21 protein-coding genes, 4 tRNA genes and 2 pseudogenes are annotated in these 22262 nt (G+C 43.4%); 7 read left to right on the forward strand and 20 right to left on the reverse strand.

What is annotated here, in order from left to right:
• Positions 1-69: 69 nt before the first annotated feature.
• The gene (locus tag ACF8FD_RS00575) at positions 70-900 is read left to right on the forward strand and encodes a helix-turn-helix domain-containing protein (RefSeq protein WP_010327578.1); all 831 of its coding nucleotides are present in this window, start codon (positions 70-72) and stop codon (positions 898-900) included.
• Between the two features lie 33 nt (positions 901-933).
• On the opposite strand, the gene ACF8FD_RS00580 is transcribed toward ACF8FD_RS00575, so the two are convergent.
• The 6 genes from ACF8FD_RS00580 to ACF8FD_RS00605 form a co-directional block, all read right to left on the reverse strand.
• Positions 934-1578, reverse strand: coding sequence for a fumarylacetoacetate hydrolase family protein (locus ACF8FD_RS00580; RefSeq protein ID WP_010327579.1), 645 nt, complete (start codon positions 1576-1578; stop codon positions 934-936).
• Between the two features lie 42 nt (positions 1579-1620).
• Complete coding sequence (locus tag ACF8FD_RS00585) at positions 1621-2118, reverse strand: YcxB family protein (RefSeq protein WP_234304468.1); 498 nt, start codon at positions 2116-2118, stop codon at positions 1621-1623.
• A gap of 268 nt (positions 2119-2386) precedes the next feature.
• A tRNA-Arg gene (locus ACF8FD_RS00590) sits at positions 2387-2463 on the reverse strand.
• 276 nt (positions 2464-2739) lie between these two features.
• Positions 2740-2816: transfer RNA gene (locus ACF8FD_RS00595), tRNA-Arg, on the reverse strand.
• 48 nt (positions 2817-2864) lie between these two features.
• A tRNA-Arg gene (locus tag ACF8FD_RS00600) sits at positions 2865-2941 on the reverse strand.
• A gap of 14 nt (positions 2942-2955) precedes the next feature.
• Positions 2956-3045 (reverse strand) — tRNA-Ser (locus tag ACF8FD_RS00605).
• 264 nt (positions 3046-3309) lie between these two features.
• Between ACF8FD_RS00605 and rnr the strand changes: the two genes are divergently transcribed.
• Genes rnr through ACF8FD_RS00630 form a run of 5 tightly spaced genes read left to right on the forward strand, consistent with a single transcriptional unit; the run spans position 3310 to position 9478 of the window.
• Positions 3310-5748: a ribonuclease R gene (rnr, locus tag ACF8FD_RS00610; protein WP_205668083.1), complete on the forward strand. Its 2439-nt coding sequence runs from the start codon at positions 3310-3312 to the stop codon at positions 5746-5748.
• A gap of 56 nt (positions 5749-5804) precedes the next feature.
• Complete coding sequence (locus ACF8FD_RS00615; protein ID WP_234304467.1) at positions 5805-6686, forward strand: VanW family protein; 882 nt, start codon at positions 5805-5807, stop codon at positions 6684-6686.
• 52 nt (positions 6687-6738) lie between these two features.
• A complete protein-coding gene (locus ACF8FD_RS00620; RefSeq protein ID WP_234305134.1) occupies positions 6739-8781 on the forward strand; it encodes a M3 family metallopeptidase in 2043 nt (680 codons plus the stop codon).
• A 52-nt stretch (positions 8782-8833) separates the two neighbouring features.
• On the forward strand, positions 8834-9046 hold the full coding sequence (locus ACF8FD_RS00625; protein WP_171054267.1) for a YheV family putative zinc ribbon protein: 213 nt from the start codon (positions 8834-8836) through the stop codon (positions 9044-9046).
• 12 nt (positions 9047-9058) lie between these two features.
• Positions 9059-9478, forward strand: a complete 420-nt coding sequence (locus tag ACF8FD_RS00630; RefSeq protein WP_010327584.1) for a hypothetical protein — start codon at positions 9059-9061, stop codon at positions 9476-9478.
• Positions 9479-9888: 410 nt separating this feature from the next.
• Here ACF8FD_RS00630 and ACF8FD_RS00635 read toward each other — a convergent pair.
• The 6 genes and pseudogenes from ACF8FD_RS00635 to ACF8FD_RS00660 form a co-directional block, all read right to left on the reverse strand.
• Positions 9889-10428, reverse strand: a pseudogene (locus ACF8FD_RS00635) (TRAP transporter large permease subunit); the annotation flags it as partial.
• A gap of 140 nt (positions 10429-10568) precedes the next feature.
• Positions 10569-12171 (reverse strand): annotated as a pseudogene (locus ACF8FD_RS00640) (hypothetical protein); the annotation flags it as partial.
• Between the two features lie 182 nt (positions 12172-12353).
• The gene (rrtA, locus tag ACF8FD_RS00645; protein ID WP_004691274.1) at positions 12354-12926 is read right to left on the reverse strand and encodes a rhombosortase; all 573 of its coding nucleotides are present in this window, start codon (positions 12924-12926) and stop codon (positions 12354-12356) included.
• 71 nt (positions 12927-12997) lie between these two features.
• Positions 12998-14035, reverse strand: a complete 1038-nt coding sequence (locus ACF8FD_RS00650) for a hypothetical protein (protein ID WP_125280250.1) — start codon at positions 14033-14035, stop codon at positions 12998-13000.
• Between the two features lie 520 nt (positions 14036-14555).
• The gene (locus ACF8FD_RS00655) at positions 14556-14942 is read right to left on the reverse strand and encodes a protein YgfX (protein ID WP_279678744.1); all 387 of its coding nucleotides are present in this window, start codon (positions 14940-14942) and stop codon (positions 14556-14558) included.
• A gap of 5 nt (positions 14943-14947) precedes the next feature.
• A complete protein-coding gene (locus ACF8FD_RS00660) occupies positions 14948-15205 on the reverse strand; it encodes a succinate dehydrogenase assembly factor 2 (protein WP_004691282.1) in 258 nt (85 codons plus the stop codon).
• Between the two features lie 192 nt (positions 15206-15397).
• Here ACF8FD_RS00660 and ACF8FD_RS00665 point away from each other — a divergent pair, with 192 nt between their 5' ends.
• Entirely contained in the window at positions 15398-16570 is a 1173-nt protein-coding gene (locus ACF8FD_RS00665; RefSeq protein ID WP_234304464.1) for an acyl-CoA dehydrogenase family protein, read from the forward strand.
• 35 nt (positions 16571-16605) lie between these two features.
• Here ACF8FD_RS00665 and ACF8FD_RS00670 read toward each other — a convergent pair whose 3' ends face one another.
• The 8 genes from ACF8FD_RS00670 to rpmJ form a co-directional block, all read right to left on the reverse strand.
• Complete coding sequence (locus ACF8FD_RS00670; RefSeq protein ID WP_392452852.1) at positions 16606-17397, reverse strand: alpha/beta fold hydrolase; 792 nt, start codon at positions 17395-17397, stop codon at positions 16606-16608.
• A gap of 139 nt (positions 17398-17536) precedes the next feature.
• The gene (locus tag ACF8FD_RS00675) at positions 17537-19027 is read right to left on the reverse strand and encodes an NAD(P)/FAD-dependent oxidoreductase (RefSeq protein ID WP_234304463.1); all 1491 of its coding nucleotides are present in this window, start codon (positions 19025-19027) and stop codon (positions 17537-17539) included.
• A gap of 195 nt (positions 19028-19222) precedes the next feature.
• Positions 19223-19588, reverse strand: a complete 366-nt coding sequence (gene rplQ / locus ACF8FD_RS00680) for a 50S ribosomal protein L17 (RefSeq protein WP_004691290.1) — start codon at positions 19586-19588, stop codon at positions 19223-19225.
• Positions 19589-19606: 18 nt separating this feature from the next.
• Complete coding sequence (locus ACF8FD_RS00685) at positions 19607-20614, reverse strand: DNA-directed RNA polymerase subunit alpha (RefSeq protein WP_004691292.1); 1008 nt, start codon at positions 20612-20614, stop codon at positions 19607-19609.
• Between the two features lie 16 nt (positions 20615-20630).
• On the reverse strand, positions 20631-21257 hold the full coding sequence (gene rpsD, locus ACF8FD_RS00690; RefSeq protein ID WP_004691294.1) for a 30S ribosomal protein S4: 627 nt from the start codon (positions 21255-21257) through the stop codon (positions 20631-20633).
• A gap of 12 nt (positions 21258-21269) precedes the next feature.
• Complete coding sequence (gene rpsK / locus ACF8FD_RS00695; RefSeq protein ID WP_001040166.1) at positions 21270-21656, reverse strand: 30S ribosomal protein S11; 387 nt, start codon at positions 21654-21656, stop codon at positions 21270-21272.
• A gap of 19 nt (positions 21657-21675) precedes the next feature.
• On the reverse strand, positions 21676-22032 hold the full coding sequence (gene rpsM / locus ACF8FD_RS00700; protein WP_004691296.1) for a 30S ribosomal protein S13: 357 nt from the start codon (positions 22030-22032) through the stop codon (positions 21676-21678).
• Between the two features lie 107 nt (positions 22033-22139).
• A complete protein-coding gene (rpmJ, locus tag ACF8FD_RS00705; protein ID WP_000867907.1) occupies positions 22140-22256 on the reverse strand; it encodes a 50S ribosomal protein L36 in 117 nt (38 codons plus the stop codon).
• Between the last annotated feature and the right edge of the window lie 6 nt (positions 22257-22262).

A 22262-nucleotide genomic window follows, 5' to 3' on the forward strand; every position in this document is an offset into this window, starting at 1 on the left:
AGATTTGTCTGAAATAGAACATATAATTTAAAACAGACAAGATATCTTCTTATTCAGGCAATTTCAGCCATGCCCCAACGACAACAAAAAAAGAGCGCACCACTCAAACAATTACCGACCAATGATGATATTGATAAATTATTATGGATCAGCTTTCGCGAAGACCCCGCGCAGTCGGTTTATCCCGTGCATGGACATGCATGGGGCGAATTTGTATATGCCTTTAATGGCGTGATGGAGGTGAATATCAACCAGATTGACTACCTTACCCCGCCACCTTATGGCATTTGGCTTCCACCCAATGTAGCCCATAGCAGCTTAAATCACACTGATGTTTCTCACGGTACGCTCTATATCCATGAAAGCTTATGCACTCATCTGCCTCAACAGGCAGGTATTATGCTCAGCTCACCTTTGGTCTCGGCACTCTTTAAGCATTTGAGACAACAAAGCCTGCCCGATGATGCACCTGAACACATGCGCTTACTCTATGTTTTGCTTGATCAGTTACATCATGTAGAATTGGTTAGCAGCTATTTACCGCACTCTGAACACCCGCCCCTGAAAAGCATTTTAGATTTTTTACATCTACATCCTGCGGACAACAGTTCTTTGCAACAACTGGCAATACAGCACAATATGACTGAACGCACACTGGCACGTTATAGTCAAAAAGAACTTGGCATGTCCTTGAATGAATGGCGGCAGCGCTTAAAAGTCATGAAAGCCATGAGCATGCTGACAGAGGGAAAAAAGGTCGAAAGTATCGCGCTGGATTTGGGCTATGCCAATGCATCGGCCTTTATTAATATGTTTAAACGCTGGATGGTATATACCCCCGATCAGTTTCGTAAACTGTACCATAGTCATCAACAGCGCTCAAAAAGATCACCGAAGTGACCTTTTGAATGATGGGGTTTGAAAGCCTGTAAATTAAGCTTGAACAAAGGTATTCCAAGAATAGTCTTGGTTTTTGCCTTTTAGGGTCATTTTCAACTGCTCACCCGCCTGTAATGCAGCCACCCCAGCAGGTGTGCCTGTCATGACCACATCGCCTGCTTCCAAAGTGAAGACTTGGCTAATGTCGGCCAACAAGGTGCCAATATCAAAAATTAAGTGTGCAGTGTTGCCCGCTTGGCGCAGCTCATCATTAACATGAAAACTGTAGTGCACATCATCCCAGTCCTGTACCACATCGGAAACAGCAATCCAGTCTGCCAGTACACACGAACCATCAAAGGCTTTGGCACGTTCCCAAGGCTGACCTTTGGTTTTCAAGTCATCTTGTAAGTCACGCAAGGTTAAGTCCAAACCTAAAGTTACAGCCCCTACCGCTTGAAGGGCTTGAGCTGGATCGGTTGCTTTGCTTAGGCGATGGTCGATGCGTAAAACCAGTTCACATTCATAGTGGCAGCTACCCCATGCAGGATTCCAAGAGATGCCCGCATCTAAACTGAGCAAACTGCTCGGTGGTTTAATAAATAAAACCGGACGATCAGGAATCGCATTGCCTAATTCTTTGGCATGGTCTGCATAACTACGACCAACACAGACAATTTTAGATGGACGTGTACTCATGATCTTCCTCTGATTTTTTGATGGCGTTATGGAGCAAAATGCTTATTTTTTGAAAGTATTTTCAAATTTTGCTTGATCCGCACTATCGGCCAAAGCACGCTTAGGCACAATCACCACAGTACGGTTTTTCAGCTCAAGCATATACGTCAGCTTGCCACTGGTAAACTTTTGCACTTCATTATAATGGACCACTTGCTTACGACCATTGGCATAAATTTCCGCATAATCTTGATATAAATCGATGCCCTGCTCACTTTTACCAAACTGATATTTCACAAACTGACGCTTAAACATCATCGGCAGAAACCAATAACGCATGAGAATTTGTAAAACCAAGAAGAATACACCCAATGCCACATAGTAGCGACCGACGCCTGAAAAGCCGAGCATAAAGCCCCACACAATAATCCCGACACTAATCAACGGCGTGATAAAACGCGTCATTTGCTTTTTACCAAAGGTTGCTAAGGCAAAACCATCTTGGGACTCTTCTAAAGTGAGGAAATAACGTGTCGATAATGCAGGCTTGTTCTCTGACATAGGGTCATATCAAATAGCTAAAAATATTGTGCTCAATACTACAACACAATCGGTTATTTTTTTAGGACTTTAGCAGATCGATATTGATTAGCGGCGATCCATTTAAGCCGAGGCCATATCGATATCAGAGCACATTATAAAACTGAGATGCAATAAACAACTGAATAACTACGGCAAAAAATCCATCCATGCTAAGTATTTCTACTGAACAAAACGTGCAGGCACAAAAAAACCGCAACATGTGCGGTTTTTTCAATATTGATCAAGTTGGTGCGCTCAGAGAGATTCGAACTCCCGACCCCTTAGTTCGTAGCCAAGTGCTCTATCCAGCTGAGCTATGAGCGCGACGTCTTGATGGGGTGAATTATACGTGAATCTTATTTTTTGTTAAGTCTTATTTTCATAAAACCCGATCAACTGCCCAGTTATTAAGCATAGTGGGTATAAAACGCTGCATAAACCAACAGATTGAGCATTCCATACGAACATAGCTGGGGAATCACGCAAGAGTAGCGCTTTATTTATATCGAATCTTTCTTGAGGAATCACTTTCTCAAGCGAAGCACTTCATTTTTTTACAGACACAAAAAAACCGCAACATGTGCGGTTGATTGTTCAAGTTGGTGCGCTCAGAGAGATTCGAACTCCCGACCCCTTAGTTCGTAGCCAAGTGCTCTATCCAGCTGAGCTATGAGCGCATTACTTGTGTGCCAATTCAGGCGATACGTTACATACAGTTTACTTATTGGTGCGCTCAGAGAGATTCGAACTCCCGACCCCTTAGTTCGTAGCCAAGTGCTCTATCCAGCTGAGCTATGAGCGCGACATAAGTAAAGTTGGCGGTGAGAGAGGGATTCGAACCCTCGGTACAGTTACCCGTACGCATCCTTAGCAGGGATGTGGTTTCAGCCACTCACCCATCTCACCGTAACGTGCGGCCATAATACAAACTTCATGCTAGCACTGCAAGCACAGACACTCAATTTTTTGCATATTTTCGTTCAATTAAATACTTTTTAAACAATTTAGGGCGGATTCATCCGAATTTATTCTTTTCTCTACATCTGCATGTTGAATAAAACAGCAGATATTCTAAATTGCCGACATAAAACACAATATTGCAATCATTTGCGTGCAGTCTGTCTTCGCATGACTTATGCTAATCCTATCTACTGACATACAGCCAAAGACATTATGAAAAATTGGGTCGATCCTGAAGCAAAAGCTGAAGCTGAACGTTATGACAACCCTATTCCGAGCCGCACGCTCATTTTAGAAACCATCGAAGAAAAAAAGACGGCTTTATCGCATGCGGACTTGGTCGAAATTTTTGAAATTGCAGATCAAAAAAGCATTGAAGCGCTCAGCCATCGCTTAATTGCGATGGTTCGTGATGGTCAACTGATGAAAGATGGCTTTAAGTTTCAAATTGCCGAAGAGCAACCTGAACATGAAGCAACGGTTTACATCAATAGTAAAGGCTTTGGCACGGCGAATATTGCAGGTCATGAAGACTTACTTTTACCTGAACGCGAACTGCGCCAAGTGTTTAATGGTGACCGTGTTAAAGTGCGTCAAACCTCAGTGGACCGCAAAGGTAAAGCTTGGGGCTTTATTACCGAAGTGGTGCAACACCGTGTGAAGCAAATCATTGGTAAAGTATCGATACATGACGGTGAATACTTTATTCAACCAGCAAATCCGAATGCGCACCAACCGATTACTTTAGAAAAAGAGTTAATCGAGCATGCACAAGTCAAAGTGGGCGATTCGGTTCGTGTCGCAATTGATGACTATCCAACCAAAGATGAGTTGGCGACCGGTCATATTGTGCAATCGATGGCAGACAAGGCCGACACTGAAATTATTATTCCGCAAACCATTTTAGAGTTTGGTTTGCCGTATGAGTTCCCAGAAGAAGTCATTAAAGAAGCAGAGAGCTTTAAAGAGCCTTCAGTGCAGGACCGTGAAGGTCGTATTGACCTACGTGATTTAGCCTTAGTCACTATTGATGGTGAAGATGCACGCGACTTTGATGATGCAGTCTATGCAGAAAAACGTCCAGGCGGCGGTTACCGTGTGGTGGTGGCCATTGCGGATGTGAGTCACTATGTACGTTCTGGTAAACCGCTGGATGATGAAGCCCAAGAACGTGGTACATCGGTATATTTCCCGCACTTTGTTTTACCGATGTTGCCTGAAGCTCTTTCGAATGGCTTATGTTCACTCAATCCGCATGTGGACCGCCTGTGTATGGTTTGTGATTTAAACCTGTCACGTGCTGGTCGGGTCACCAAGTTTGAGTTCTATCCATCAGTCATGCATTCAAAGGCACGTTTAACCTATACCAACGTTGCTCAATACTTTGAAGGTGACAGCAGTGCCATCCCAGAAGTCCGTGATGTGCGCAAATCCTTGAACACCCTGTTCCAACTCTATCAAGTCCTCAAAGGGTTACGTGCTGAACGTCATGCCATGGAATTTGAAACCGTTGAAACTTACATGACCTTTGATGAGCTGGGCGGTATTAAGGAAATTTTACCGCGTACGCGTAATGATGCTCACAAACTGATTGAAGAATGTATGTTGTTGGCAAACGTGGCAGCGGCTGAATATGCGCTACAACATGATGTGCCAATGTTATACCGTATTCACGAACCACCTGAGTTTTCACGTATTCAAAAAGTACGCGACTTTGTCAAACTGTTAGGTCTACCATTCCCAGAGCAGCCGACTCAGAAAGACTACCAAGCCGTGATTGATGCAACCAAAGACCGTATTGATGCACCAAGTATTCATGCCGTGCTGTTACGTTCGATGATGCAAGCCTACTACGGCGCGAATAACGCAGGTCACTTTGGTTTGGCATATGAAGCGTACACGCACTTCACTTCTCCAATTCGTCGCTACCCAGACTTGTTGTTACACCGTGCCATTAAAGCCAAGTTAAAACATAAACCTGCACCTCTTTCAGGGGCCGCTTTGGATGATGCTGGTCAACATTTCTCGGCGACTGAACGTCGTGCAGATGAAGCTTCTCGCTCTGTCACCACATGGTTGAAATGTCATTATATGCAGCAGCATTTGGGTGAAGAGTTTGTCGGCACCATTTCTGCCGTAGCGGAATTCGGTCTATTTGTGACGCTCAAAGACTTATATGTTGACGGCATGATCCATGTCAGCCAATTGGGCGATGACTACTTTGTCTATGACCAACCAAGTCAGAGCTTGATTGGGCAGGCACGTGGTCAAAGCTTTAGCTTGGGCGATGAAGTGAAAATCAAAGTTGCAGCAGTGAATTTAGAAGACCGCAAAATTGATTTTGAATTATTGCAGCAACTCTCACATGGTGGTCGGCCCATACGTAGTCGAGCGCCCCGTGTTGGCAAAGCCAAAACAGCACGAAGCGAAAGTAAAGAAGAAGTCTTTAGCGAGTCGACAAACACCTCTCCCAGTAACAGCGGAGACCAGCCCATACGACGCAAAAAAGATAAATCCCAACCTAGCTCCTACAGCAAAAAGCCTGGTAAAAAATCTTCATCAAAGTCTGAAACAAAGGTTAAAGATAAAGTGAAGAAAAAGTCGAAACCTAAAAAGAAAAAATCAAACGCAAAAGCGAAAACTGAGTAAATGATGTAAAAGGTGCTAGGGCTTAATGTTCTAGCACCTTTTTTCATAGGGCCAACATGAACTTTTTGCATTTATTTTTAAGCAAACCTATCAGCCAATATCATCCCTTGCTTTATTTCATGGCCACGCGTAGCCGACGTATGATGCGCTATTGGCAATGGAAAACAGATGGGAAAGACTATGCGCATTCATTTTCTAACGCCCCTTTGGCTTTTCGCGTCAAAAAGCATCAGTCCGTTCTGATTCGTAAATTAGGCGACAGCGATCAACACTGGCAACACAATAAAGTCATCAATCTCAAAATTGCCAGTCCGTGTATTTCCGGAATTTTAATCCATCCACAACAAACGTTTTCTTTTTGTCAGTTGGTGGGACAACCAACAACTCAAAAAGGCTATGTCGAGGGAATGGAACTCAGCTTTGGTCAAGCACGCGGTGGTATTGGTGGCGGGATTTGCCAAATTGCCAATCTCATTCACTGGCTTGTCTTACATAGCCCGTTACAAGTCGTACAACGTTCACAGCACTCCTTTGACCCTTTTCCAGATCATGGTCGTGTACTTCCATTTGGTAGTGGCGCTGCAATTTTTTATAACTATATTGATTATCAATTTTACAACCCCACCCCACATAGCTTTCAAATTCGGCTGTGGTTTAGTGAGAAATGTTTAGAAGGTGAACTGCGTTGCTCCGCCGATTTAGGCTATGTCTACCATGTATTTGAACAACAGCATGCCTTCCTAAAAATCGGGACGGACTACTACCGACAAAACGAAATTTGGCGACACCGCAAAGAAAAATATAAAAGCGGTGAAATCTTAGCCACTGAATGCATGACCCGTAACTTTGCCAAAGTGCTTTATCAGCCCTCACGCATTGATCAGCACTACCCATCATGGGCTGAATTTCAAGCAGCGCAAAACATCAAAACCAATTAAAACTTGATTTCCCACGGCATCACCCTTACATCTAGTGATAACTGAACATTTAATTTGGCTTAAACGCATGACATTAGAAAAAGCAACCTTGCCTGTTCCACAGTTTGATCAAATCACCTTAGTACAACTCCAACAGCAGATCGAACAGGCAATTCAACAGGGCCAAAGTTTTTTAAAAGACCTGAGCGAAGCCCCTGAATCAATTCAGGGACAGCTTGCGGTCTTAGAACAAGTCGATCATTTAGAAAATAATATGAGTGAAGCATGGGGCGTGCTGTCCCACCTCAATGCGGTCATGAACAATGCTGAAACTCGTGAGGTGTACCAGTCACTATTACCAAGCTTAAGTGAATACTATACCGAGTTAGGTCAACACACAGCGCTGTATCAAACCTATCAACACATTCATGATGCTGCGCAATTTGATCACCTCCCTGAAGCCCAACAAAGTGCGATTAAACTTGCACTGCGCGACTTCAAACTGTCTGGGGTGGCTTTAGAAGGTGAAGCCAAAAAACGTTATGCAGAAATCTCCGCACGTTTATCACAACTATCGTCCGACTTTTCCAACCATGTTCTGGATGCCACCCAAGCCTATTTCAAACCTTTAGCGGAACACGAACTGGCAGGCTTACCACAAAGCAGTATTGAGCTGTTAAAACAATATGGTCAGCAGCGCGAACTTGATCAACCCGTTGCCACTTTAGACTTCCCATCGTATCTGGCAATTATGACCTACGCGGAAAACCGTCCTTTACGCGAAGAACTGTATCGTGCCTATACCACACGTGCATCTGATCAGTCTGAACACGCTGAGTTTGATAACACCGCGGCGATGGAAGAAATCTTAAGCCTGCGTCAGGAAATGGCTGCACTGTTAGGTTTCAACAACTACGCCGAGCTTTCATTGGCCAGCAAAATGGCACCAAATGTAGCAACGGTAGATCAATTCTTACGTGATTTGGCTGAACATTCACGCGCCCCTGCACTCAAAGAAGTGGCGGAGCTGAAAGCTATTGCTGCTGAAGATGGCATTGAGAATTTAAAACCGTGGGACAGCACGTATTATTCGGAAAAATTGAAAGTCCAACAGTTCAATTTATCTCAAGAAGCACTCAAGCCCTACTTCCCTGCACCCAAGATTTTGCAGGGCTTATTTAGCATTGTGAACCGTCTTTATGGGATTCAAATTGTGGAGCGTGAAGCCCCTGTTTGGCACTCAGATGCACGCTATTTTGAACTAGAAGATCAAGGTGCAGTGGTCGGTGGATTCTACTTTGACCTCTATGCGCGTCAGGGCAAACGTGGTGGCGCATGGATGAGTGGTTTCCGCTCTCGCACCAAAACAACGCAAGGCCTACAAAAACCGATTTGCTATATGGTGTGTAACTTTACGCCACCTGTGGGGGATCAAGCAGCGTTGCTGACTCATGATGAAGTGATCACCTTGTTCCATGAATTTGGACATGGTTTACATCATATGTTGACAGAAGTTGATAATATTGCGGTTGCGGGGACACACGGCGTGGCATGGGATGCGGTGGAGTTGCCAAGTCAATTCATGGAATTTTGGGCATGGGATACTGAAAGCTTAGACCTGCTCAGTGCACATATTGACACCCAAGAAACCTTACCAAAAAGTCTACTGAAAGCCTTGCTGGACGCGCGTTTCTTCCAATCCGGCATGCAAAGTTTACGTCAAATCGAGTTTGCCCTGTTCGACCTCAGCATTCATAAAGCAGCTCCTGCTTTGAAAGCGGATCAAATCCAAGCCACCTTAAACCAGATCCGTGCACAATATGCTGTTTTAGAGACCACGCCTTATAACCGCTTCCAGCATAGCTTCAGCCATATTTTCGCAGGCGGCTATGCAGCAGGTTATTATTCTTATAAATGGGCGGAAGTTTTGGCCAGTGATGCCTTCGATCGTTTCGAAAATGAAGGGATTTTTAATACTGCCACTGGAAAAGAATTTCGTCAGTTTATTCTAGCAGTTGGCGGAAAAGATACAGCGCTTGATGCATTTATCAATTTCCGTGGACGCGAGCCAAAAATAGATGCTTTACTTCGTCATCAAGGTTGGACGAACCGCTAAAAAAGTGAGTAAACTAGGCGCCTAAATTGTTCAGAAGGTAAGTCTAATGACTATTAAACGTCGTTTCATTGCAGGTGCAAAATGTCCTAAATGTCAGGCGATGGATCGAGTTGTTATGCTTACCTCGAATGACGATGAATGGATTGAATGTATCGACTGTGGTTATTCTGAGAATCGTCCAACTCATGTAGATGAGCCTCAGATCCCCGCTATCCCCGACGAGGTTGGGGTCATTCAATTTAAACCACGTCAATCCAAAGAATAAAGGTTGAATCGAATGTCGTCCGTACAACACAACAACCCTAAATTACTCTGGGGTATTACAGCAGGTTTGGTCGCAATCATTGCGATTTTCGCACTTTATCAGTGGTTGTTTGCTGCACAAGAGTCTACAACACCAGTGCACCAAGCGGAGTTGATTCAACCGACCGTGAAGGCGCTTCCAGAAGCTGAAAAAGCAGCTTCGACCGCCATGGCTGACAACACCATTAAATTGGTCGAAGAAGATATTTTAAAAGCACCTGTACCTGAAAATGCCTCACTTGCCAAAGAAGAAGTGGCGAAACTGGACGATATTCAAAGCCAGTTGAAGGAACAGGAAAAGAGCTTGCAAGCACAGCACAAAGATGCCGATGAGCTAGTAAAACTCAAAGAAGAACAAATTAAACTGTTAGAAGCCCAATTGGCCGCTCAGTAAAATACGGTTGTTATTTTAAAGACGTTAGCCTATCGACGGATACGCTAACGTCTTTTTTTGCCCTGTTGCTTCATCCACCTTTTCAATCAGCGCAAAGCCATTACACAACTCATCATCTCTTTTGAACCACCTCCACTAATAAAGTCGCTATATATCACAACCCCTAGCTCATGCCAAGGATATCTTTTAGAAGGAGTTTATTTGTCGATTAGCTCTTATCATTGAGCAAGTAAGGGCTGATTTTTTAAGATGGGACGCTTAACAATACCCTTGTACTTTGTTTTGATTTGAGTGGGTAGTTGTTTAGTCGCTACAAAGAAACCATTTTCCTTAAAATCATCATGAATAAAATCCAAAGCATAAAAAAGCATCCGAAGATGCTTTTTTATGGTCTAACTCAAGTTCACAACTTAGTGATACCAGCCAAATAACTTAAAGAAGTATGGAACATAAGCAATGATCAGCATCGCTGGGAACAACACGATCAAAGGTAAAATCCAACGTTCATAACGATAATAGAAAGATAAATGACGCACTTCCTCATCGGCCTCATTCACCTCGGCATCACCAATGGATTGTCTTGCTAAAAGATGATTAAGAGCCACAGGTGGTGTCACATAGCCCAACTCAAAGCCAATCAAGGTGATCATCCAAAAATGGACAGGATGAATACCATATTGATAGGCCACAGGTGCAACCGTCGCAGAAATCAAGATCACGGCGCCAAACGGATCCATAATCATCCCAACAAAGACCATCAACCCCAAAATCAGGGTAATGACCAAGAACGTACTGCTAATATCAGTCGGGAAGAAACTCATTACCTCCGTACGTTCAAGCAATCCGCCCACGCTCACCGACAGTGCCATTAAAATAACCAAAGCACCAATGTGTCCAACGGTTTCACTGGTCGAGATATGCATCGACTTCCAAAAACCGACTTGGCGTAACACGTCCATGGAACTAGATTGAACCACCCCATGATTCACCACTTGTCCATCATCTGCGGCATTACCATGTAGCCCTTCACGGTATTCTGCATGGGCAACTTGAGCCCCAGCCAATGCAGGTTCACCACCCGAGTTATAATTTGCGCTGAGTGTCTCATCCCAATGCCCCACAGCAGGCAAAGGCGCAGGCTGATGACGTAATTTATCAAACAACACGATCATCAATAAAATCACAGGCATCATCACGGGTGCAGTAAATTCATTTAAGTCAGTGTCTAATAAGTATTTATAGAACATCCACGTGAGGACAAAAATCACGATATACGGCACTACCGCTAGGAAAGCACGCCCTGATTTAGGTGCGGCCAAACTCGGTGCCGCGATGCGGAATTTACTCTCTGCAAAGAAGAGCGAAACTACTAAAAACAGTGTTGAGGTCAGTAGGAAAGTATAAACCCCATATTGATAAAGGAGATCCGTCGTGACTTCTTTGTTTAAGGATGCCACCACCACAATCAATAAGCATGGACGCAAAACTACACCCAGCGAACCCGACATTGCCGTTGCAGCCAAAGCAAACTGACGACGTCCACCTGCATTCCAAACTTCTTTATAAATAATCGCCCCTGCTGCAATCACAAAGATCCCCGATGCACCCGTATATGCGGTCGGTAAAGCCGCAGCGATTAAAATCAACCAAGTTAAAGTTTCAGGAGCCAAATTCCATGGACGCAAAATATTTAAGAACAGATCCACGACACGGGTTTGTTTCAACAACATACCCGCCCAAATAAACAGTGCTAAATTCAGGAAAATACTCGAGAACTCAACCAACTGTCCCAAGTAAATCCCTTGCCCCATAGGGTAGTCCATGAAGAAGATAAATGCCACACCCGTAATCACCGCCATGTAGGCATACAGAGGCACACTCAGAAAAGCAAAGCCTAGACGCCCGCCAGCTTTGGCCTCTTTCGGTGGGCTAAACAGCTGCCACACACTTATCAATGTCAGTACGCCAAATAAAACCATCCACAGCCAATAAATCAACTGGGTTTCGCCATTCATCGGTACACCCGAGTCTTTGACTGAGTTAAATTGACTAATGCTTGAGTAGGTTAATAAACCATTACCCAGTGTCATCAGTAGGCTATAAACCCGATAATCCAGCTTGGTTGAAGGGCCACGCAAACCAATATGATGGATTTTTAAGGTGGCACTAATCGCAGCTAAAACCACCATAAAAATCAACAGAATGGCACGATTTTCTGTTCCGAATTTAAAAATACCGAAAAAAGTGGTTTCAAAATTACGATAGGCTCGAATACTTGGATGTGCCTCCATATGTTGCATGGCTTTATCATAAAACTGATACTTTTCTTCACACTGCTGCACACCCGCCAAAATGGATGCACGCACATCAGCTTCCGAAGCCGTACCAAAGAAGTCAGCGAACTCATCGGCAGCGTTGGCTTGCATTTGGGTTTTGACCATAGCATCCACATTCGGCTGACGATTACACTCTGGCTTGGCTGGCTCTGCCCTTAAAAAAGAATACTGCATACTTGTGGCTGGATCGCCATATAAGCGCTCGCCCATACGTAGCAATTGGCCATGAATCATTTCACCTGTACCAATTAATAACGTAAGTAACAGTAAAATCAGAATGACAAAAGTAGAAATCCACTCGGTCCATATATACTTCAGCAGATCGAGTCCTGATCTGCGCTGTCCATGATTCTGCATGTTGTTTCCTATTTTTATTACAGTTCTATTCGGCGCAATACACCGTAGAACCTGTCGTTTTAGTCGGCTCGAGCTTATCCTTTCTCTCTGCCTTTAGATTTTTGTTTTGTTTATCTTTGCATCAAATTTATATTTTTGAATATGACAATCTAGATTTTCTTTTTAGAATTTAGGTCAATCCTCTATTCATCAAATAGATTCACCCCGATTAAATACAAAGCTGCAATCACAATTCCCCAGATCACGCCCAACAAATGTGCTTCGACTAAAACTGGACTACCGATCAGTTCAGCCGTAGCACTCTCGCCAAAGGTATTTTCCCAAATCAATTTGCCTAAAATGAGAAACAACACCAAACTCGCAAACATCCGCTCTTTACGGTATAGCAAATGGACAATGGCTATGGCAGTGAACATTCCATGCAGCACACCAGACAGCCCTGCATAGGCTTCAATATCCCCCAAAAAATAATAAAAACTCAGACTAATCAACGGCGGTAAAATCAGCAATAATGCCACAAAATGCCAGACACGGGCCCGTGGAAAAATAAAAGGCAAACACATAAAAGCCAGCATATTGAGTGCAAAATGAATCCATCCCACATGCACCCAGTGCGCGGTCCACAAGCGCCAAATTTCAGGAAAAATATCCACTCGCCAATAAATAAATTGATCTTTAAAAATCTGTAGGCATGCCGAGATCGACACGACAAACGCAATCAAAATGATTTTTCGATTCAAAAATTGATCATGCATCACATGTCCTTATCGTGTTGCTCATTTATTTATTGTTATTTTTTCTGCGCTTCGGCTCAGTTTAAAATTGGTTAACTTTCACTAAACAACTCATCTAGCTCAGAACGGTCTTCTTTTTCATCCCAGAAATGTGCCATACCACCATCCCCAGTTCGTGTCCCCGTGTGTTCAGTCCAATAACGATCTGAAATCCCCTGAACCATACTCGAGGCCATACTATCAATCAGTTTAAATTGTGGATTACTCTGTTTTTCATCGCTATAAGAGGCCGCATAACTTTTCAATGCATCACGAATCTTGGCATCGTCCCCACTGGCTTGAGCCGCTATTGCATACATTGCATGAGATAAACGAACCCCTTTTTGCTCCCCAATTTGCATCGATTGTTTCAAGGTCTGATACGGATCAGGTTTGCCTTCACCCGCACCTGGCAATAAGGTCCAAATCACCGCACGTGTTGCATTCGGCGCACCCCAAAACTTTTCATTGTCTAGACATACCATCCCACGTTCAACAATAGCCGCAATGTCTTTAGGAACATTGACTACACCACCAGAGTTAATATCATTGGTCATGGCTTGTAACCCACTCAACATCCCCAGCATATATACAGTTTGATCCAAATCACTGTTCATTTTTGGGCAGCCTTCACCCAATGGTTTCTTATATTTCTTTTCCCATCGGTTTTGAAAAAGTTGATAGCCAGTATATTGACGTTGTGCTGCAGTCGCCGCCCAACGCTTTTGTTCAATTCGAGCATCCTGTGCTTCAGAAACATTGCCTGCTTTCGAGGCACGCAAATAACGTAACTCTGCCTCAAGCGCCTGATTCTCCGCACAAATACCTGATGCTGAATACAGTAAAACTGCCACACGCGTTGGATCTGCTCCCATATCTTTGGTCGACATAATCGCTGGAGTCAAAGCATTGCCTGAGTTACACACCATCTCAGCATCTTCCATGGCTAAAATAGGCGGTACTATATGTTTTTCACTAAACCCGAGCGCAACATTGGCACCTGTTTTAACCACTTGTGAACAACCCGAAAATAATAAACTTGTAAGCGCTACAACAGCCACACCTTGGCCTATTTTTTGGACTTGCGACATTTTCCTGTCCTCTATTTGTATAATTGTATGTGTCCATGCTGACAAACATAGCAGAAGCATTTTCCGAAGAAAAGAGTATTTACTCTAAATCAGACCACTACTCTGCCATGAAATAAAAAGCGGAAAATTGACTAAAATGACGCCTCAACTTTTTTTTAGGCAAAAAAAAGTAGCATAGCGACGGTTCGGCACATGCTACTTATCAACTGGGAAGCCTAGCTAGGCTTTGTTTGGTGCAAATCGTTCCTTCAGCACAGTTCCTAATCGTCCTATAACAATCGCTAACACAATTGCTACCACTAGAAACATCCAAGTTGGGATCATCATACGATTTTCCTTGTTTGCTGTTGGTGATTTGAATGTACATTTTAAGATCAAAAAACTGTAGGAAAGTTGTCTGACAATCCAAAAAAGCACATCAGTTTCTTCAGATATGTCAGACAACGCAAAATACGATATGGTTATATTTATTATTTTTCAATATTTTAGGTTGATATTACGAATTAAAATTGTCCAACAATTATTGCATTTTAGTAAGTATTTTCAGGGCTTTCCATTGCGTGATGGGTAACTGATCACACCAAACCAACATCGGTTTTGCTCTAAAATGTTGAAAATAAATCACAATATAAGCACGATGATCCACAATATGGCTGATTTGAACGCGTTGCGCATTGCTTTGTTTCTGAAGTGACAAAGACCAATCACGGCCATCTAAATGCTGAAGCTGAAAATGTTGCGGCCCACGTAGAAAAAACAAATACAGCACAAAGCCAGCAACCAAAGCGATCAGCCACAGTCCAAAAGGAAGTAGCTGATACAGGACCAGCATCAGAACGGCATAAATCGACAACTGAAACACATAAGCCAGTCGGCTGGGTTTAAGTTGAAAATGACGATGTTCCATTGCACTTATCCGTGTACATAATGCTTTAATTTTTGAATCAATGTTTTCATTTCAGGGTGCGGCGGCTCAGAGACTTCCATAAACCAATCCAGCAAATCAGGATCTTCTTGTTCAACCAAGGCCGCAAACATGGCCTTTTCTGCAGAATCCGCCTGAAGATAATAATTTTTCACATAAGGGTCAAAGTACACATCAATTTCTTTTAAACCACGACGTGCACGGTAGATTACTTTACGTTCTTCCAAGCTCATTTCTTCAGTCATTACATTCCCCAAATTAATTGAAACGGCTTAGTTTAACCGATCACACCGCCCTCGCCACTAGTTAAATGTCGCAATTTTAACAACTGGCAAAACTCATCAAAAAATCAAATAGATTTGAGCATTCAGTCCATTGTCGCATGTCCTGCTTTTCACTACTCTCTTAGCAAAATAACAACATCAGGATGAGTTTCCATGCAATCAGGCGCAATTCGCCCGTTAAACAATATGCTGCCGCGCAACTTATTTAATGCTGAACATGAGGCATTTCGAGAAACTGTGCGAAAGTTTTATGCCAAAGAAGTTGTTCCAAATATTGAAAAATATGAACAACAGCAGCATGTCGATCGTGAGCTATGGAATAAAGCAGGTGCCATGGGGCTACTGTGCGCCACCATGCCTGAAGCTTATGGTGGCTCAGGTGTAGACCGCTTGTACAGTATGATTTTGATTGAGGAGCAAGCCTATGCCATGGATTCCTCAACTGGGTTTTCACTACACTCGGACATTGTCGCGAACTATATCAATAACTTTGGCAGTGAAGCACAAAAACACTATTGGTTAACGCGAATGGCTTCAGGTGAAACCGTCACAGCCATTGCTATGACTGAACCTGGCACAGGCTCAGACTTGCAAGCGGTACGAACGACGGCTGTTTTAGACGGTGATGACTATATTATCAATGGCTCCAAAATCTTCATTACCAATGGTTATTTGTGCGATATGGCGATTGTAGTCTGCAAAACAGGCGACAGCGAAAAAGGTTCAGCCAATCTCTCATTAATCATCGTTGAAGCTAATCGTGCAGGGTTCAGTAAAGGTAAACCCCTCAATAAAATTGGAATGAAAGGACAAGACACCTGCGAATTGTTTTTTGATCATGTGCGCGTGCCTAAAGAAAACTTGCTCGGGATGGAGGGCATGGGCTTTATGATGCTGATGAAAGAACTGGCTTGGGAGCGCATGTTGGTGGCCATTATCTGCCAAGCGGGGGCAGAAGCAGCACTGGCGCATACCGTTCAGTACACCAAAGAGCGTAAAGCTTTTGGAAAAGCGATTTCAAGCTTTCAAAATACCCGCTTTAAACTGGCGGAGTTACGTACAGAAATCGATTTTTGCCGCGCTTACCTCGACCGTTGTATGCAATTGCAACTGGAAGAGAGTCTCGGCATTGATGCCGCAGCGGCTGCCAAATATAAAATTTCCGAGATGTTTTCTAAAGTTGTCGATGAATGTCTACAACTGCATGGCGGCTATGGCTATATGCTGGAATACCCGATTGCACGGGCTTATCTAGATAATCGTGCCAATCGCATTTATGCAGGAACCAATGAAATTATGAAAGAGTTAATTTCCCGTTCACTCTAAGATCAAAAAGCCCATCTTTCGATGGGCTTTTACTTTTAACAATGTACTTGATGAAACTCCGCAATCAAGGCAACCACCAACTCTGGTTGCTCTTTATGTGGCATATGATGTAAACCTTCTAATATGTGCAGTTCAGCCTGCCCAGATACCCCTTCAAAAATCTGCTGGGGTTGTGCCGTACTGCCGTATTCATCCAGTTCACCATGAATAACCATGGTTGGACAACGCACATCTTTAATCACACTGGCCAAATTCCAATCTTGGAAAATGGGCGATAGCCATGTTTCAGTCCATGCATCAAGTACCCACTGCGCCTTTTCAGGGTGATATTTCTCTAAACGTTCCATTTGTCCCGCTTGTTGAAAGCCAATTTTTGCTTCGCCTATCCCCTTCAATGTCAGTGCTTCAACCGCATACTGTGCCGAGATTGAAATTAATCCTTGGCAACGCTCTGGATAAGCCGCAGCAATCGCAACAGACATGCCCCCACCCACGCTATGTCCTAAGATGACAAAGTCCTGAATCGAAAAATAATCCAATACAGCTTTAAAGGTCTGTTCTGCTTCAGTGATGACGAAACTATGTGCCAGTGGCTGCGTACTCGGATCAGATAAACCAAAACCCAATCGATCATAGGCACAGACCACGCGCGCGGTCGCTTGTGCCAGTTGGGCAGGAAAATCCCGCCACAAAGCCACACAACCTAATGAGTCGTGCATTAAAATAATCGGAGCTAAAGTATGATCAGCTGCATCAGTGTGCCATTTTTTGGCATGAATCATGTTTGACGCAAATGGGACATGGTAACTTTGTTCTATGATATTCAAAATATTCCCTATTCATTATCTTTTAAGTTTTTAAAATCATCTAACAGTCCTACAGCTTAAGAAAGTAAAAACAGAACACCCTAAAGTCATTTCCATAAAAAAAGGAGCGTTACGCTCCTTTTAAAATCAACCACTCAGCCTAAGACACCAATTTAGGTTTCTGGTCCAATGTTGTATTACGTTTAGCAAATTTCAGTACTCCATCCTCAAAAGAAGCACTTTTCAATGTCTTCCGATCCGCAAGATAATTATTGCTAACTTTCCATGGCGCATGTTTACCCTGTTTTGGCATCACATTGGCAGCACGTGCAATATAACCCGAGCTTAAACTGCCCATGACCGTATCATCCATCAGCTCTGTCGCATCCCCTTGCGGGATCACTTCAGCCCACTGCTTTTGATCCATATAGTTGAGTAAGCGGCAAATATATTCAGCTGCAATATCCACTTTCAAGGTCCATGACGCATTAATATAGCCAATAATCATCGCCATATTCGGTACATCACTCACCATCACGCCCTGATACAACATATGTTTAGAGGTATCTAACGGTTTGCCATCAATGGTTGCTTGAATACCACCCAAGATTTGAATTTCTAGACCAGTGGCTAAGACGACAATATCGGCCTCTAAATGCTGACCAGACTTTAATTGGAGACCCGTTTCAGTAAAGCGCTCAATCTGATCTGTCTCAACACTGGCTTGGCCTGAACGAAGAATTTTAAATAAATCACCGTCTGGCACCACACATAAACGTTGATCCCAAGGATTATATTCTGGGGTGAAGTGTTTCATGTCCACTTTACCTTTGAGCTGCATCTTAATCGACTGGAGCAGCAGTCGGCGTAGCAATTTCGGTTGCTTCTGCGCGAGTGCATAAATCCCGCGTTGCATCCCAATATTACGTGCACGAGTCAGTTTATAAGCCACATCTTCCGGCAACACTTTACGCATTTTGTCATACATAAAATCAATCGATGGCACCGAAGCAATATAAGTTGGAGAGCGTTGTAGCATAGTGACATGCGACGCCCCACCTTTGGCCATCGCAGGCACCAGTGTAATCGCTGTCGCTCCACTCCCAATAATGACGACTTTTTTACCTGTATAATCTAATTTTTCAGGCCAAAACTGTGGATTTACAAACTCGCCTTTAAATACTTCCTTATTTGGAAAATCAGGTTGGTAGCCTTGGTCGTAGTTATAATAGCCTGTACAGCCAAACACAAAATTTGCAATCCAGTTTTCTTTTTTGCCTTTTGCATTCTCAATCACCACCTGCCACTTTTTCTGAGCAGAATCATAATTGGCGCTGAGTACGCGATGCTTAAAATGAATTTTTTCTTTGAATTTCTGTTCATCAATGACTTCCGCCAAATAGCCCTTAATCGAAGAACCATCTGCCAAAACACTGGCTTGTTGCCACGGTTTAAAATTAAAACCAAAGGTCGACATATCTGAATCAGAACGAATACCTGGGTATTTAAACAAATCCCATGTTCCACCAAAGCTGTCACGACGTTCAATAATTTCAAACAAACGTTGTGGACAATGCTTGGTTAAATGTGCCGCAAGGCCGATACCTGAAATACCAGCACCTACAATGAGCAGATCGACGTGCTTATCCATGTTGTTTTTATCCTGTCTTATATTCTGTTATTATTAAACCATAAAACTGACAATACACAATGTCAAGTTTAAGCAGATCTTTCGTAAAATATGTCACTACAGGCCAAAATACAAAGATTGTCGAACAAAAACCCATAAAAAAAGACCAGTGAAACACTGGTCTTTTTCTAAGAACAACTGAACAGTTCTACGAAATTATTTAACTTCGCGATCTACTAGTTCAACGTAAGCCATCGGCGCAGCATCACCTGCACGGAAGCCCGCTTTAAGAACACGTAGATAACCGCCGTTACGTTCTTTGTAACGAGGGCCAAGAACGGTAAATAATTTACCAACAGTTGCTGCTGAACGAGTACGAGCAAACGCTAAGCGACGGTTTGCAACAGTATCGTTTTTAGCTAAAGTGATTAAAGGCTCAGCTACACGACGTAACTCTTTTGCTTTAGGCACAGTTGTTTTGATCAACTCGTGCTCAAACAAAGAGTTAGCCATGTTTTGAAACATCGCTTTACGATGGCTGCTTGTACGGCCTAATTTCACACCACTATTACGATGACGCATGGTGATAGTCCTACTTAATTAACGGCTACGATAGGCGAAACGATCGTCCATACGGAGACTAGCTGGTGGCCAGTTCTCTAAACGCATGCCGAGTTGTAAGCCTTTTGAAGCCAGAACATCTTTGATCTCAGTAAGCGATTTTTTACCAAGGTTAGGAGTTTTGAGTAACTCAACCTCAGTGCGCTGTACAAGATCACCAATGTAGTAAATGTTTTCTGCTTTCAAACAGTTAGCAGAACGAACAGTAAGCTCTAGATCATCTACTGGACGAAGCAAAATCGGATCAACTTCTTCACGAGGTTCTTGAGCAACAGGAGCTTGATCTTTCTGAAGGTCAACAAAAATTGCAATTTGTTGTTGCAAGATTGTTGCCGCTTTGCGGATCGCTTCTTCAGGATCAACTGTACCGTTGGTCTCAAGATCAATGACCAATTTATCAAGGTCTGTACGTTGTTCTACACGAGCGTTTTCCACTGTGTAAGACACACGTTTGATTGGGCTATAAGAAGCATCTAACTGTAAGCGACCTACAGGGCGAGTTTCGCCTTCTGGGAAACGCGAGTCAGAAGTTTCATAACCACGACCTTGAGAAACTTTCAAGCGCATTTTTAATGAGCCTGAAGCACTTAAAGTACCGATCAAATGTTCAGGGTTAACCACTTCAACATTATGAGGCAAACGAAGGTCAGCGGCAGTTACGTCGCCAGGACCTTGTTTCTCTAATGTCAAATAAGCTTCATTTTGATCGAACAGCTTAATAGACAATCCTTTTAGGTTCAGCAAGAGCTCGACGATGTCCTGCTGCAAGCCTTCCAAAGTACTGTACTCGTGCTCGACACCTTCAATCTCAACTTCAACCACAGCAGCGCCAGGTAAAGAAGAAAGAAGGATGCGACGTAAAGCATTGCCCAGAGTATGACCAAAGCCACGCTCTAAGGGTTCTAGAATAACTTTTGCCGAGGTCCCGCTAACCGCTTCGACCTTGATCGCTTGCGGAGTTAGAAACTCATTTGCAGTACGCGTCATATTGCTACCTCAAGGATTATTTAGAATACAATTCTACAATCAAGCTTTCGTTGATTTCAGCAGGTAAATCTGAACGATCTGGTGCAGCTTTAAACGTACCTTCCAACTTAGAATGGTCAATTTCCATCCAAGAAGGAATACCACGTTGTGCAGCTAATTCAACTGCGTTTTTGATACGCAATTGTTGTTTAGCACCTTCATGCACAGCAATTACATCACCAGCTTTAACTTGAATAGACGCGATGTTAACACGACGGCCATTCAAAGTGATCGAGCGGTGAGATACAAGCTGACGAGCTTCTGCACGTGTAGAACCAAAACCCATGCGATAAACGACGTTATCAAGACGGCTTTCAAGCAGTTTCAACAAGTTTTCACCAGTTGCGCCTTTCACACGAGCAGCTTCTTTATAGTAATTACTAAATTGACGCTCTAAAACACCGTACATACGACGTACTTTTTGTTTTTCACGTAATTGTAGTGAGTACTCAGATTGTTTGCCACCACGCGCTCCGCCATGTTGGCCAGGAGCTTTAGCAGCTTTTTTAGTTTTGACGTCAAATGGTTTAACGCCAGATTTTAATTGCAGGTCTGTCCCTTCGCGGCGAGAGAGTTTGCATTTTGGACCAATATAACGAGCCATGAATGTTTCTCCTTACACGCGACGTTTTTTAGGTGGACGGCAACCGTTGTGCGGGATTGGCGTCACATCGGTAATGCTGTTAATTTTATAACCCACTGCACCTAAAGCACGAACCGCAGATTCACGACCAGGACCAGGACCTTTTACAAGGACGTCCAAGTTTTTCAAACCGTAGTCTAAAGCAGCTTTACCAGCAACTTCAGCAGCTACCTGAGCAGCAAACGGAGTTGATTTACGTGATCCACGGAAGCCTTGTCCACCAGAGGTAGCCCAAGCCAGTGCATTACCTTGACGATCGGTAATAGTCACAATGGTGTTATTAAAAGAAGCGTGAATGTGTGCAACACCTTCAGAAACGGTACGAGTGACCTTCTTGCGTGTGCGAGTATCTTTAGCCATCTTTTAGCTTCCAGAAATCTTATTTCTTAATAGGTTTGCGCGGACCTTTACGGGTACGTGCGTTAGTTTTGGTGCGTTGTCCACGGACAGGCAAGCTGCGACGATGACGAAGACCGCGGTAGCAGCCTAAATCCATTAAACGTTTAATGTTCATGGAAATTTCGCGACGTAAATCACCTTCGGTCGGAACCTTAGCAACTTCTGCACGAATCGCATCAAGCTGAGCGTCATCTAATTCACGGATCTTTGTAGTCGGCGCGATACCAACAGCAGCCAAGATATTCTTAGCAGTGTGGCGACCTACACCAAAGATGTACGTTAGAGAGATAACAGCATGCTTGTTATCCGGAATGTTTACACCGGCAATACGAGCCATTCAATTTTCTCCAAAAAGGCAGTTAAGACAATCAACCGCCCCACAAAAATCTTGAGGGGCGGATAATAACCTAATTAGCCTACTGAAATCAACAGGTCTTGATCAGATTAACCTTGACGCTGCTTATGACGAGGTTCTGCGCTACAAATTACGCGAATAACCCCATTACGACGGATAACTTTACAGCTACCACAAATTTTCTTTACAGAAGCTTGTACTTTCATGATGAA

The organism is Acinetobacter sp. TYF_19 (assembly GCF_043105125.1).
Lineage (GTDB): Bacteria > Pseudomonadota > Gammaproteobacteria > Pseudomonadales > Moraxellaceae > Acinetobacter > Acinetobacter johnsonii.

Coding starts and splice junctions, on each gene's coding strand:
- rpsM (WP_004691296.1), bottom strand. CDS start 22,032: ATGGCTCGTATTGCCGGTGTAAACATTCCGGATAACAAGCATGCTGTT.
- rrtA (WP_004691274.1), bottom strand. CDS start 12,926: ATGCATGATCAATTTTTGAATCGAAAAATCATTTTGATTGCGTTTGTC.
- ACF8FD_RS00660 (WP_004691282.1), bottom strand. CDS start 15,205: ATGACTGAAGAAATGAGCTTGGAAGAACGTAAAGTAATCTACCGTGCA.
- ACF8FD_RS00665 (WP_234304464.1), top strand. CDS start 15,398: ATGCAATCAGGCGCAATTCGCCCGTTAAACAATATGCTGCCGCGCAAC.
- ACF8FD_RS00630 (WP_010327584.1), top strand. CDS start 9,059: ATGTCGTCCGTACAACACAACAACCCTAAATTACTCTGGGGTATTACA.
- ACF8FD_RS00650 (WP_125280250.1), bottom strand. CDS start 14,035: ATGTCGCAAGTCCAAAAAATAGGCCAAGGTGTGGCTGTTGTAGCGCTT.
- ACF8FD_RS00585 (WP_234304468.1), bottom strand. CDS start 2,118: ATGTCAGAGAACAAGCCTGCATTATCGACACGTTATTTCCTCACTTTA.
- ACF8FD_RS00580 (WP_010327579.1), bottom strand. CDS start 1,578: ATGAGTACACGTCCATCTAAAATTGTCTGTGTTGGTCGTAGTTATGCA.
- ACF8FD_RS00615 (WP_234304467.1), top strand. CDS start 5,805: ATGAACTTTTTGCATTTATTTTTAAGCAAACCTATCAGCCAATATCAT.
- rpsK (WP_001040166.1), bottom strand. CDS start 21,656: ATGGCTAAAGATACTCGCACACGCAAGAAGGTCACTCGTACCGTTTCT.
- ACF8FD_RS00655 (WP_279678744.1), bottom strand. CDS start 14,942: ATGGAACATCGTCATTTTCAACTTAAACCCAGCCGACTGGCTTATGTG.
- rpmJ (WP_000867907.1), bottom strand. CDS start 22,256: ATGAAAGTACAAGCTTCTGTAAAGAAAATTTGTGGTAGCTGTAAAGTT.
- ACF8FD_RS00575 (WP_010327578.1), top strand. CDS start 70: ATGCCCCAACGACAACAAAAAAAGAGCGCACCACTCAAACAATTACCG.
- rplQ (WP_004691290.1), bottom strand. CDS start 19,588: ATGCGTCATCGTAATAGTGGTGTGAAATTAGGCCGTACAAGCAGCCAT.
- ACF8FD_RS00675 (WP_234304463.1), bottom strand. CDS start 19,027: ATGGATAAGCACGTCGATCTGCTCATTGTAGGTGCTGGTATTTCAGGT.
- rpsD (WP_004691294.1), bottom strand. CDS start 21,257: ATGGCTCGTTATATTGGTCCAAAATGCAAACTCTCTCGCCGCGAAGGG.
- ACF8FD_RS00685 (WP_004691292.1), bottom strand. CDS start 20,614: ATGACGCGTACTGCAAATGAGTTTCTAACTCCGCAAGCGATCAAGGTC.